Origin of the sequence: Larkinella sp. VNQ87 (assembly GCF_049445795.1) — a bacterium.
Lineage (GTDB): Bacteria > Bacteroidota > Bacteroidia > Cytophagales > Spirosomataceae > Larkinella.
In genome coordinates, this window is record NZ_JBMSDT010000011.1 from 157097 (window position 1) to 169583 (window position 12487).

General features: G+C 50.6%; 9 protein-coding genes. 6 read left to right on the plus strand and 3 right to left on the minus strand.

Annotated elements, in window-relative coordinates; genetic code table 11:
* Window positions 1-47: 47 nt before the first annotated feature.
* Window positions 48-854: a LytR/AlgR family response regulator transcription factor gene (locus tag ACO2Q8_RS19945; RefSeq protein WP_423346607.1), complete on the plus strand. Its 807-nt coding sequence runs from the start codon at window positions 48-50 to the stop codon at window positions 852-854.
* 124 nt (window positions 855-978) lie between these two features.
* On the opposite strand, the gene ACO2Q8_RS19950 is transcribed toward ACO2Q8_RS19945, so the two are convergent.
* Together ACO2Q8_RS19950 and ACO2Q8_RS19955 are read right to left on the minus strand one after the other, a co-directional pair.
* Window positions 979-1599: a hypothetical protein gene (locus tag ACO2Q8_RS19950; protein WP_423346608.1), complete on the minus strand. Its 621-nt coding sequence runs from the start codon at window positions 1597-1599 to the stop codon at window positions 979-981.
* A gap of 89 nt (window positions 1600-1688) precedes the next feature.
* A complete protein-coding gene (locus tag ACO2Q8_RS19955) occupies window positions 1689-2765 on the minus strand; it encodes a fatty acid desaturase family protein (protein ID WP_423346609.1) in 1077 nt (358 codons plus the stop codon).
* Between the two features lie 220 nt (window positions 2766-2985).
* Here ACO2Q8_RS19955 and gyrB point away from each other — a divergent pair, with 220 nt between their 5' ends.
* Together gyrB and ppk1 are read left to right on the plus strand one after the other, a co-directional pair.
* Entirely contained in the window at window positions 2986-4983 is a 1998-nt protein-coding gene (gene gyrB / locus ACO2Q8_RS19960) for a DNA topoisomerase (ATP-hydrolyzing) subunit B (protein WP_423346610.1), read from the plus strand.
* 164 nt (window positions 4984-5147) lie between these two features.
* Window positions 5148-7478 carry a polyphosphate kinase 1 gene (gene ppk1, locus ACO2Q8_RS19965; protein WP_423346611.1) on the plus strand — a complete coding sequence of 777 codons (2331 nt, stop codon included), beginning with the start codon at window positions 5148-5150 and terminating at the stop codon, window positions 7476-7478.
* Window positions 7479-7608: 130 nt separating this feature from the next.
* On the opposite strand, the gene ACO2Q8_RS19970 is transcribed toward ppk1, so the two are convergent.
* Window positions 7609-8784 carry a hypothetical protein gene (locus ACO2Q8_RS19970; RefSeq protein ID WP_423346612.1) on the minus strand — a complete coding sequence of 392 codons (1176 nt, stop codon included), beginning with the start codon at window positions 8782-8784 and terminating at the stop codon, window positions 7609-7611.
* A 282-nt stretch (window positions 8785-9066) separates the two neighbouring features.
* Here ACO2Q8_RS19970 and ACO2Q8_RS19975 point away from each other — a divergent pair, with 282 nt between their 5' ends.
* The 3 genes from ACO2Q8_RS19975 to ACO2Q8_RS19985 all read left to right on the plus strand — a co-directional run bounded on the left by ACO2Q8_RS19975 (window position 9067) and on the right by ACO2Q8_RS19985 (window position 12427).
* Window positions 9067-10308, plus strand: coding sequence for a NupC/NupG family nucleoside CNT transporter (locus ACO2Q8_RS19975; RefSeq protein WP_423346613.1), 1242 nt, complete (start codon window positions 9067-9069; stop codon window positions 10306-10308).
* 460 nt (window positions 10309-10768) lie between these two features.
* Complete coding sequence (locus ACO2Q8_RS19980; RefSeq protein WP_423346614.1) at window positions 10769-11113, plus strand: hypothetical protein; 345 nt, start codon at window positions 10769-10771, stop codon at window positions 11111-11113.
* A gap of 159 nt (window positions 11114-11272) precedes the next feature.
* Window positions 11273-12427, plus strand: coding sequence for an efflux RND transporter periplasmic adaptor subunit (locus tag ACO2Q8_RS19985; RefSeq protein ID WP_423346615.1), 1155 nt, complete (start codon window positions 11273-11275; stop codon window positions 12425-12427).
* The last annotated feature ends 60 nt before the right edge of the window (window positions 12428-12487 follow it).

A 12487-nucleotide genomic window follows, 5' to 3' on the forward strand; every position in this document is an offset into this window, starting at 1 on the left:
GGAAAAAGCCCGTAAATAGAGAAGGATACCTTTAAACCGTCAATACAATGAATCCATTGATTGTACGCTCTGTCATTATCGATGACGAACTGCCGGTTCGCCGGACGCTGCGCAGCATGTTGACGTCTGTGCCGGAAGTGAGCGTGGTTGGTGAAGCCGGCAATGTCACGGAAGGGCTTGACCTGATTGCCGGGCAGAAACCGGACCTGATTTTTCTGGATATCAAAATGCCTATCCGCAGCGGCTTCGAACTCCTCGATGAGCTAACCGCTCAGGAGCAGTTTTACGGGGTCATCTTTGTCTCCGGCTACCCCGACGATGCGCTGACTGCCGTTCAGAAAGCCGCTCCCCATCTTCATTCCGATTTCGTGGTCAAACCCATCGACCCCAATATCCTGAAAGAGAAATTCCGCTTGTTTTACTCCAAATGGAAAGCCGATAAAGAACACGAAAGCGAGTTGACTGCCCAGTTGGAAAAAGCGTTCGGGCAACAGACGGAGTCGGCGACCTTGACGGGCCCCCGCTACCTGACGTTTCAGAACTCCGTGGCGCTGCACCGCATTGAGGTCGCCGACATTATGTACTGCGAATCGGCCAACAAACAGATCAATATTTACTGCTCAAAACAGGAACACCTGAACGTTCCGAATCTGACGCTTGATTCACTCGAAAGGATGCTGCCCGCCGATCATTTCGTCCGCATTGGCAAAAGCCACATCCTGAACAAGGAAGCCATCAGTTACCTCGAAAAAGGTGCCCGGCCCAAATGCCGGCTCGTCCTGGGCAACCGCGTCCGCGAACTGCTCATCTACGCCAGCAACGTCTGGAAAGTGGAAGAAAGCTACACTGCGTGAGTTAAGAGTTATGAGTTAAGAATTAAGACGGGGCCGCCCGGCGGTTGGCTGACGCATTCTATTCAGCAGCGCAACTCATAACCGCACGGGCGGCCCCGTCTTAATTCTTAACTCATAATTCTTTTTATTGTCCCAGAAGGATCTTGTTCGTCACTTCCTGGTCGATGGTGATGTAACCGGGATAATCAACTTTTTTGTTGCCGAGGGCCAGCGTCGGTTTGATCTTGATCGTCAGTTTCGACGGTTTGGATTTGTCGGAGCCGCTCATATTGCGCATCAGGTCCGTGAAGGCGTCGCGGGTTTTATCGTCGGTCATGAGCTGGTAGGCATTAGCGTTCAGTTTGACCGGCACGCGGACGGTGCCACCCCCCGGGGCCACTTCAATGCGCTGATTGACAAAACCGTTGAACAACTCCTGATTAGCCAGCAGAATTTTGTATTCCAACTGATCAATCCCGGCCGTTTTATTTGTCGGGTTCGTGATGTCGACGTTAATTCGGGCGCTCAGCGGGATGCTTTTGGAAAGCAAGCCTGCAGCCAGTTGCGGATACCGCATCGGGTTCAGGTCTTCCAGGTTTTTAAGTTTCCGGACATCAATGCCCGACAGGTAAATGCTGTCGGCCGACGTGATATTGAATTTACAATCGCCCAACGCTTTGGCCTGGGCGATCTGGCGGTTGACACTGCATTGGCTGAACGTCAGTGCAACGACTGACAAAGCTGCAAAAAACAACAAAGATCTCATGGAAAGGCTATTCTTGATGAATGTTGACCTTAGATAGACGAAATTCCGGATGGTTTAGTTTTAAGAAAATTAATAACCGCCCGGAAAGGTCAAACCGGCCGCAGCCTCGGGGCTGGCTCCATTACGGTAACGGGAATGCGCCGGGTGCGGTGTTTCAGAAGTGTAATCACCTCAGCTTCATCGTTGAACGTATTGTCGACGTTCACGATGTGTTGCGCCAGCTTGTCGTAGCGTTTGTTCATGAGGTAAAAAAAGATTTGCAGGTAATCCAGGCCGTCAAAAATAAGGGCTTTCTGCTCGGCGTATTTGGGAAGCGATTTCCGAAAAAAAACCGGGTGCTCGGTCCAGTGCAGCGCTGGGCGGATGTGATGGCCCGTATGGTAACCGTCGTTCCAGCATTTGTGATTGTACTTTACATTGACACAGGTAATGCTGTTTTTGTACGGGTTTTCGGGGTCTTCGGGGTCGACAAACGAATGCTGTGTCCAATTGCCGAGCATGGAGACAATGCGCGAGATTACAAACGGGAGGATGAACACGATAACCGTGGCTGCCGGGTTGACAAAACAAAGCCCGATGCAGAGCGCGAAGTAACTCATTTCGCCCCAAAACGCCCGAGTCGCCAGTTTGTGCCGTTTTTTCCGTTTCAGATACGCCATCAAGTCATTCAGCCCGCAGGTGATGAATTCCAGCACATACCGCAAAAACCCCCGCAAACTGTCGCGCTGATACATCATGGTCGAGCTGTCATCTTCCATCGAGTTGTTTTCCGCGTGGTGCATCCCGATATGGTGGCTGTAATACGTCTCGGGCGTTTGTCCGAAAAAAGGCCCGATTACCCACGGAATGTACTGGTTCAGAAGCTTGTATTCGGGTTTAAACAGCGGCCGGTGGCTCGTGCAATGCAGCATCAGTCCGAAAGGTCCTTTGAAGCGGAATGTGGTGAAATAAAAGTGAGCCAGGACAACTCCCCACCAGAACCAGCCCGTCACAAACGGCAGGTAAAGCAGCACACTCAGGGGAATAATGCTGACCGTTATCTTCAGAATGGTGTGGACAAAAGGCAGGTCCCGTTCATCTTTGATAAGGCTTAGTAAAAACCGGTCGAACCGGTGGTAGGTCCGGGGCGAAAAGGTAGGGTCGTGAAGAAGTCCGAGTTCTCTCATGCAGATCAATTTTTGCGAAAATGCGAATTCTTCGCCATTTTTCCCTTTGTTGCTTAACGTAAAATTTGGCCATCCATTGTTTTGTTGGTATATTTATACGATTCGCTGCCCTTCGTTAGGAAATGGTCCAAAAAATTTGTATTTTTACTATCTCGAAACGTCTTTTTAACCGTATTTCTTATAACAATTCCGTCAAGCGGAACCATACTGGTTGCATTCTATGACAAACGAAGTGATTGAAACCGACATCACACCAGAAGAGCACGTACAAGGTGATTACGGAGCCAGTAACATCCAGGTTTTGGAAGGGCTTGAAGCCGTTCGGAAACGACCGGCGATGTACATTGGGGATGTGGGAATCAAGGGTTTACACCATCTGATCTGGGAAGTGGTCGATAACTCCATCGACGAAGCACTTGCCGGTTACTGCGACACCATCCAGGTAACAATCAACGAAGATAACTCTATAACCGTTCGCGATAACGGACGCGGTATCCCGACGGGCATGCACAAAACCGGTCGGTCGGCGCTGGAAGTCGTCATGACCGTGCTGCACGCCGGTGGGAAGTTCGATAAAGATACCTACAAAGTGTCCGGCGGGTTGCACGGCGTCGGGGTTTCCTGCGTGAACGCCCTCTCAACCCACTTGCGGGTGGAAGTACACCGCGAAGGCAAAGTATTTGAACAGGAATACAGCACCGGGCACCCGCTTTACGACGTTCGGGAAATCGGCACCGCCGACGATACCGGTACGACGGTGCATTTCAAGCCCGATGATACCATTTTCACCGAAACCATTTACAAGTACGATACCGTTGCCGGCCGGCTGCGCGAACTCGCGTACCTCAACAAAGGCATCCGAATCATTTTGACCGACCTGCGCGACAAAAACGAGCAGGGCGAACCGCTGCAAACCGAGTTTTACTCGCAAGGCGGTTTGATCGAGTTTGTGAAGTACCTGGACGAAAACCGGCCGTCGCTCGAAGGCATGCAGCCGATTTACATGGAACGCGAAACCGGCGTGACCCCCGTGCAGGTGTCGATGGTCTACAACCTCGAAGCGGGCGAGAATATCTCCTCGTACGTCAACAACATCAACACCATCGAAGGCGGTACGCACGTCCAGGGCTTCCGGACGGCGTTGACCCGGATTCTGAAAAACTACGCGGAACGTAACGCGAACGTGTTGGGCAAAACCGCCGGTAAAATCACGTTCGACGGTAGCGACTTCCGGAAAGGGCTGACTGCCGTCATCTCGGTAAAGGTGGCCGAACCGCAGTTTGAAGGCCAGACTAAGACCAAACTCGGCAACAGCGATGTGGTCGGGGCCGTTAGTTCAACGGTGGCCGAAATGCTCGAAATGTGGCTGGAAGAGCACCCGAAAGAAGCGCAGGCCATCATCCGGAAAGTGTTGATTTCGGCCCAGGCTCGGATTGCGGCCGATCAGGCGTACAAACGCATCATGACCGACCGCAAAGACTTTATGGGCGGCATGGGCCTGCCGGGGAAACTGGCCGACTGCTCGGATACTAATCCGGAAAACTGCGAAATCTACCTCGTGGAAGGGGATTCGGCCGGTGGGTCGGCCAAGCAGGGCCGGAACCGGGCGTTCCAGGCAATTCTGCCGTTGCGGGGTAAGATTCTGAACGTCGAGAAGGCGCTCGAACATAAAATTTACGAAAACGAAGAAATCAAGAACATCATCACCGCGCTGGGTATCCGTTTTGAGCGGGTCAACGGCGAAACCGTGATGAATCTGGAGCGGTTGCGGTACCACAAAGTCATTATCATGACCGATGCCGACGTCGATGGTAGCCACATCCGGACGCTGATTCTGACGCTGTTTTTCCGGCACATGCGGACCTTGATTGAGAACGGTTTTGTCTACATCGCCCAGCCGCCCCTGTATCTGATCAAAAAAGGCAAGGAAGAGCGGTATTGCTGGACTGAACTCCAGCGCGAGGCCACTGTCCGGGAACTGGCCGGAGCCGGTCGGGAGGAAAACGTACACGTCCAACGCTACAAAGGATTGGGGGAAATGAACCCCGAGCAGTTGTGGAACACCACGATGGACCCCAACCGAAGGAGTTTGAAGCAGGTGACCATCGAGTCGGCCGCCGAAGCTGACCACGTCTTTTCGACCCTGATGGGCGACGAAGTGGCCCCCCGCCGGGAATTCATCGAACGAAACGCGAAATATGCACGCGTAGATGTGTAAATGAAAGCGGGCCCCGAGCCCGCTTTTTTTTAATATTTTTTTAACTAAGCTGTTGTTCGGTTGTAAAAACAAGTCAGAACAACCGATAAATCGCAGCGAAAACTAAAAATCCCGCACGAAGTTGTATTCTTAAACGTTTACGGGATAAACCATCCACCCTACCTATGATTAACAACAATTCTTCACAAAAAGATAATATAGAAAGAAAAGGTACTTTCGGGAACATTTTCTCGTTTTTTTCGGGTCGCAAAGTAACTTTACCAGCGGAATCGGAAGAAGGTAAAGCCATGAAGATGAACGAAAAGCTGGCGAATGTAATCGGCCAGAGCAACTACATCAGCCGCGATCTGAGCTGGCTTAAATTCAACGCCCGGGTACTGGATCAGGCCTGTAATCCCGAACGGCATATTCTGGACCGGCTGAAGTTCCTGGCCATCACTGCGTCGAACCTCGATGAGTTTTTTACAATCCGCGTCGGAAGCCTGTACAACTACCTCGATTATGGGAAAGAACGCGTTGATTATTCCGGGCTGCGCGAGATTCCATTCCGGAAGGCGCTGATGACGGCCGCTCAGCAGTTCAGCAAGGATCAGCTTGAGGTGTTTTCGGAACTAAAGAAATCGTTTGATGACATTGATTTTCGCCTTGTCGGCCTGGATGATCTGACCGAGGAAGAACGCGAGAAAGCCGTCGATTACTTTGATCGGACTATCTACCCGATGCTGACGCCGATGGTGTATGACTATACTCATACGTTTCCGGTTCTGCTCGCCAAAGTGTTGATTTTCTGCGTCGTAACCCACGATCCGAACCGGCCCGTTAAAGCTGGTGAAGATGATGAAAACCAACGGATGTCGTTCGTTCAGATTCCAGCTAATTTGCCGCGTTTCATGCCGTTCGAACGCAAAGACGAAACCTGCTTTCTGCCGATTGAAGAGATTATCCGTCAGGAAATCAAGAAGTTGTATCGCAACGTCGACATTGTAGCCGTCAATCTGTTGCGGATTACCCGCAACGGTGACTTTACGTTAGAGGAAAGCGACGATATTGAGAATGATTTCATCGACGAAATCAAGCAGAAGATCAAAAACCGTCGGCTGGGCCGGGTGGTCCGGGTCGAAATCGAACCGGCGGCTTCGGAATGGATGATCAATCTGCTGAAAAAGAAGTGGGAAATTGACGATTACAACCTGTTTGAAAACGGTCAACTCATCGACTACACCAGCCTCTGGCAGGTCATCCGGCATCCGGAGTTTCGCGACGAATTGCCTACGCCACCCGCGCCGGTTCCGGCGCTGGGTATCCGTCGGGAGAAAAATACCGATATTTTCGAGTTGATGAAGGAGCGCGACATTCTGTTGCACCATCCTTACAACAATTTCGAGCCGGTGCTGTCGCTGCTCGAACAGGCCGCCGAAGATCCGAATGTACTGGCAATCAAACTGACAATCTACCGGTTGGCGAAGCGATCGCGCGTGACGGAAGCCCTGCTGAAAGCCGCTGAAAACGGCAAGCACGTTTCGGTGTTGTTCGAGGTAAAAGCCCGGTTTGACGAAGAAAACAACATTCGGGAAGCCCAACGGCTGCAAAAAGCCGGTTGCTTCGTCATCTACGGCATCAGCAGTTTCAAAACGCACACGAAGCTGTTGCTGGTCGTTCGAAACGAAGGCTCTCGGGTGGTGCGGTATGCGCACTTATCGAGCGGGAACTATAACGAAGAAACCTCCAAACTGTACACCGATATCGGTTTGCTGACAACGGATGAGGTTTACACCCACGATATTTCCGAGTTCTTCAACGTCATCACGGGCCATTCACGGCCGAACGACTACGAGTACCTGATCACGGCCCCACGCGACATGCGGAAACAGTTGATCAACCTGATTCGGACCGAAGCCGAAAATGCGAAGCAGGGGCTGCCGAGCGGTATTTGCATTAAAATCAACTCTCTCGAGGACCAGGCAATCATCGACGAGCTTTATAAAGCATCGCAGGCTGGGGTCCCGATCCGGCTTGTCGTGCGCGGCATTTGCTGTCTGCGGCCACACCGGCAAGGGCTGAGCGAGAACATCACCGTCCGCTCGATTGTCGGTGATTTTCTGGAACATACGCGGCTATTTTATTTCCACAATAATGACGATCCAAAGATCTACGGCGGCAGTGCCGACATTATGGTGCGCAGTTTTGACCGGCGGATCGAGTCCTTGTTTTTGCTAGTCGACAAGCGGGTGAAACAGCAGGCGATCCAGATTCTGGATTATAACCTCCGCGATAACGTCAATGCGTACGAGTTGCAGGAGGACGGTAATTACGTTAAATGCACCGTCAACGAAGAGACGGACGAGCCGTTTAACATCCAGAAGAAGTTCTTTGAAGTGACCCAGAAAGAAGTCATGCTGGCCAGGCTGTTCGTCAATGAAATACCGGCTGAACCGGAAACAGAACCGGAGCTATCGCCGAAGCAGCCCGAACCCGCTGAGGAGGTTCATAAGTAAACCGAAAAAGCCGCTTACAAGCGGCTTTTTCGGTGTTGGCTCTCTTATAAAGAATGTCCTGGTTTTTAAAATCAATCTTGCTTGTGTTACTAAAAAACCGGTTCGGAAACCTTTATTGAAGACCAAATTATCAGGGATTGAACAACCGATTGATTAAATACATTTTAGGAAGGGCGTGAACGATTGAAAGTAGGAAAAGGCTACAGACGAGTGGTTTGAGACGTTGATACAGCATACGGTTAGCGGGTTGCGTCAGGTTGGAGAGCAGACCCATTGTAAGGAGAAGGGTAGCCGGGGCCAGTCGGCGGAACCGAAGATCTTCAAGGGATGAATCGGTAAAATAAAGCACAACCGTTGTTGTCAAATAAACCGCACCGGTCAGGAGAAAAGCCAGGCTGTGGGCATCGATAAGAAGGTGGACCGCTAACCTTTTTCGATGGTTCAGAAGCACCCTGCCAATTCGACCTAATTGAATGACCTGAAAGGCAGAAGTCAGGAGGATGATGCCCAGTACAATTTGGCCATTTGGCCTATGGATGGCCAAGCCTTTTAGATCCCAATCCCGAAATAGAAAAGCGGTTTCTTCAACCAGATTTTTGATGGCTACCCATATGCGTTGGGTGAGCGGTTCGGTTGGCAGAAAACCGTGCCCTCCTGAAAACGTACCAGTCTGGTGGTAATTGAACCCAAAATAGGTGCCAGCAAGGAGTAGCATGGTGATGGCTGCGATTACTTCTCGCTGTACAGGTTTTTGTTGCCGGAACCGCTGCCAACTGTCGATGAGCAGGACCAGGACGAGAAAACCGCCCACATACCGAACCAGAAAGGCAAAAACTCCCCAGAATGAAAGCATGAGACAGGAAGATTGACGATCTGCCAGCGAAAGGCAAAATCCAATGAGAGGAAAGACAAACAAGGTTTCTGACCAGGTATTGGCGTAGAGCTGGATCAGTGACGGTGTGCAGAAGGCCAGCATAACGAACAGCCAGTCATTCTGATACCGTTTGTGCAACAGCAGAAACGAACCGCCGATGGCGAGCAGATTGACTACTTTGGAAGATGCGACTAGCGAAAGTGGACTTATCAGAGCCGAGAGCGCGATGGCGGCTGAGTAACCGATCGGCCAGATTGCACAGTGCATGGTTTTTCCCTGAAAGAGAATGGTAAAACCATCACCGGCTAACAGGTTTCGGGCACCTTGCAGGTAATAGTAGGAGTCAGGAGTCAGGAAATAAGCTGGGTTGGCCGAAACTTTTAGCCAGACTATCAGGCTAAGACCAGCCAGATAAAACAGGACAGACTTCATAAACGGAAGACGATGGTATAATGATGAGACGGCAAAAGGGGCACTCGGTCACGAGTTCATGACGGTAGAGAAGGGCAGCGGTGGTACATGTAAGTCTCTCATCAAGCCGGAAGGCGCCGGTTATGAGCGGCAGTCCTGAAAGCCGGTTTTGGGCATTTGATGACCGTGTAACTCAAGATGATAAAAACTGTACTTTTCTCATTCGGGAGCGGGCAAAGCTTCGTATCTTCACAAGTTTTTTGTAAACTACCGTACACTTACTTCAACTAATCAATTTCCTGAATGAGCCGTTTTACCGGACTGATCGGCATCGTACTGATTTTGGGCATCGCCTATGCCATGTCAAATAACCGCAAGGCAATCAATTACCGAACCGTTGGGGTGGGGCTGTTGCTCCAGTTTGGCCTGGCGGTTTTTATTTTGAAAACCGACATTGGTCAGCAGATTTTTCAGACACTAGGGCAGTGGGTCGACCGGTTGCTGCAAAAGTCCGTTAAAGGCGCTGAGTTTGTGTTTGCCCCCCTGGTAAACCGGGAAGCACTTACCCGGGCATTCGGGCCCGAAAATGGCTTTATTTTCTTCTTTCAGGTCATTCCGACCATTATTTTTGTCGCGGTATTGGTCAATATTTTTTACCATTTGGGCGTCATGCAACGGGTAGTAGCCGTGTTGGCGCGGTTCATGAAATGGCTGATGGGTGTGAGCGGAGCCGAGGCTTTATCGAACGTTTCGAGCACATTTGTCGGACAGGTAGAAGCGCAGATTATGATCAAACCCTACCTGAAAACCATGACCAACTCCGAACTGCTGGCATCGATGACGGGTAGCTTTGCTTGCATTGCTGGTGGGGTAATGGCGGTGTATATATCATTGGGCGTTCCGGCACCCTATCTGCTGGCCGCCAGCCTGATGGCGGCTCCGGGAGCGCTGGTGATCAGTAAGATTGTTTTCCCGGAAACGGAAGTGTCGGAGACCCAGGGCGTTGTTAAACTGGAGATCAAGAAAATCTACGCCAATTTACTCGATGCGATTGCTGCCGGGGCCAGCGAAGGTTTGAAAGTCGGTTTTAACGTGGTGGCCATGCTGATCGGGTTCATTGCCCTGATTGCCCTAATCGATAGTATATTGTTTCGGATCGGTTTTTACATTTTTGGCATGCCGAATCTGAGCCTGAACTTTTTGCTGGGCAATGTCTTCTCAGTCTTTGCCTGGGCCATGGGTGTACCGACGAAGGACATCCAAACCGCCGGAGCGTTGATGGGAACCAAGATGGTCGTCAACGAATTTGTGGCTTACCTTGAACTCGTCAAAGTAAAACCGGAACTGGACCCGAAAACCATCGCCATCACCAGCTTTGCGCTTTGCGGGTTTGCCAATTTTTCCTCCATCGCCATCCAGGTGGGTGGTATTGGTGAACTCGTGCCCTCGCGCCGGAGTGATCTTGCCAAACTGGGTTTCAAAGCCCTCATTTGCGGAACGCTGGCGTCGTACATGTCGGCCACGCTGGCGGGTTTGCTGTTGTAGGGGAACTGCTTCGCGGAGATGAGCGGAGTAAATTCAATTCTTCGCTTAACTCTTTTTTACTCCGCGTAGCTCCGCGAAATATCTTTTTACCCTTCTGCCCAGGCATCTTTGCCGAAAATCAAAAACCAAGCCGCTGATTTACACCAAATCAGAACTCTTTTTCGTTATCTGCGTTTTTATATAAAAGACAGTTTGGATTTGCCTTCCGGTCAACAACCGCTTAAGGGGCAACGCAAGACTCGGTTTTTGCTCATATCTACTTCACAGGAGGCTTGAACTGGGCGTATAAATTGTAATGATCGAGGAAAAAGCAGTAACTATTTGCAAATTTGGCTTGTTTTTGAAAGATTATTTGCATATTTCCGATATAAGCGCTTAATTTTGAAAAATGTAAAGTATTCCAATTCAAATGAGTAAACGGAGAAAAAACCTCTTTCTGCACCGCTTATTCTGTTGGCTGATGGCGCTGCACATCATCAACATTAGTGTTGATGTGCCCGAGCGTTATTCCTCCAGGTTGCAGCATGGTGCCCAGAAAGCCGATTTATCCGTCAACAAAATTGAAAGCATCGGGGAACTTGTGCTTGAAGAATGGCTAGGTATTTTCGACGCTGTTCCTGAGCAGGACGAATCGGACGAAGAATCCGATCTTGCCAATATTGAACACGATTATTTTTCTGCTCCTCTTTTCTCTTTTCTCCTAAAGCCTGCCAGTTGGCATCTGATTTCCCGGCCTGTCGGCCTCACTTTCATACCTGTGTTTTCGCATGTGCAGGAGATTATGTCTCCTCCACCCCAGTCGTGAACGCCCTTTCGCTTTTGCGAAGCCTGTAGTGTTCCAGCGTACGACAAAACCATAGTAGCCATCTCTAGCTGATCTTTTCGTGACGGATTTCCGCATGGATTTATCCCGTCATGGCTATTCTTATCCGTTAGTCGCATCCATTGAAAATACACACATTTTATGAAAGGATTAACCCTTATTGGTGCTCTGTTGATCAGCGGTATTATCGCTGGTTGCGCGAGCCAGGCCGAAGAAAAAACCAGTGAAGCCGAAAAACCGGCTTTACCCATATTTGAAGTTACCCGCCAATCAACCACGCTGAAGCGTGAATACGCCGGAAACGTCGAAGCTGTTCGCAACGTGGAGATTCGCGCCCGGGTTGGCGGTTATCTCGATAAAATTCATGTCGATGAAGGGCAACAGGTTCGGAAAGGACAACTACTCTTTCAGATTCACCAGGCCGAGTACCAGGCTGAACTTGCCAAAGCCAAAGCCAACCTGAAAAGTGCGATGGCCGAAGCTAAAACCGCCGAAGTCGAAATGGGGCGGGTCAAGCTCCTGGTCGATAAAAAAGTAATCTCCGGCTCCGAGCTTGAATTGTCCAAATCCAAGCTGGAAGCCGCCCGGGCCGCCATTGAAGAGGCCCAGTCGGCCCAACAGAATGCCAGTCTGCGGTTGTCACAGGCCAGCATTCGGGCTCCGTTCGATGGGGTCATCAACCGGATTCCGTTTAAGATGGGAAGTCTGATTGAAGAAGGAACGCTGTTGACGACGGTTTCGGACATTCATGAAGTCTATGCTTATTTCCACGTTTCGGAGAAAGAATACCTCGAATACATCAAGAAAGGTCGCAAAAGCCCAAATGGCCAGGAGGTTACGCTGTTGCTGGCCGACGATACGCCCTACAAGCAGCCTGGTAAAATTGAAACGATGGAGAGCGTATTCGACGACGGATCGGGGACTATCGCCTTCCGGGCCCGTTTTCCAAATCCCGACCGCGTCCTGAAACACGGCGCTACCGGTAAAATCCGGCTGGAAAACGAGGTAGATAACGTCGTGCTGGTGCCGCAAAAGGCGGTTTTCGAAATCCAGGATAAGAACTATGTCTACGTGGTCGATGCGGCCAATAAGGTAAAAATGCGTAGCATTGTACCCCAGAGCCGCCTGTCGCAGTTCTATCTCCTTAAGTCGGGTCTGGAACCCGGCGAGAAAGTGGTTTACGAAGGAATTCAAAACCTTCGGGAGGGGATGCAGATTGTTCCGCAAGCCCTGTCGGCTGAAAAATTGCTGACCTTAAATCCGGCCGGTTCGGAAAATTCAGTAGCCGCCAACTAAGCTGTTACCGAAACCTTTCAACATCCTCAAGCTGCGGGCAACCTCTCCATCCAAGAGGTT

Coding starts and splice junctions, on each gene's coding strand:
- ACO2Q8_RS19945 (WP_423346607.1), top strand. CDS start 48: ATGAATCCATTGATTGTACGCTCTGTCATTATCGATGACGAACTGCCG.
- ACO2Q8_RS19950 (WP_423346608.1), bottom strand. CDS start 1,599: ATGAGATCTTTGTTGTTTTTTGCAGCTTTGTCAGTCGTTGCACTGACG.
- ACO2Q8_RS19955 (WP_423346609.1), bottom strand. CDS start 2,765: ATGAGAGAACTCGGACTTCTTCACGACCCTACCTTTTCGCCCCGGACC.
- gyrB (WP_423346610.1), top strand. CDS start 2,986: ATGACAAACGAAGTGATTGAAACCGACATCACACCAGAAGAGCACGTA.
- ppk1 (WP_423346611.1), top strand. CDS start 5,148: ATGATTAACAACAATTCTTCACAAAAAGATAATATAGAAAGAAAAGGT.
- ACO2Q8_RS19970 (WP_423346612.1), bottom strand. CDS start 8,784: ATGAAGTCTGTCCTGTTTTATCTGGCTGGTCTTAGCCTGATAGTCTGG.
- ACO2Q8_RS19975 (WP_423346613.1), top strand. CDS start 9,067: ATGAGCCGTTTTACCGGACTGATCGGCATCGTACTGATTTTGGGCATC.
- ACO2Q8_RS19980 (WP_423346614.1), top strand. CDS start 10,769: ATGGCGCTGCACATCATCAACATTAGTGTTGATGTGCCCGAGCGTTAT.
- ACO2Q8_RS19985 (WP_423346615.1), top strand. CDS start 11,273: ATGAAAGGATTAACCCTTATTGGTGCTCTGTTGATCAGCGGTATTATC.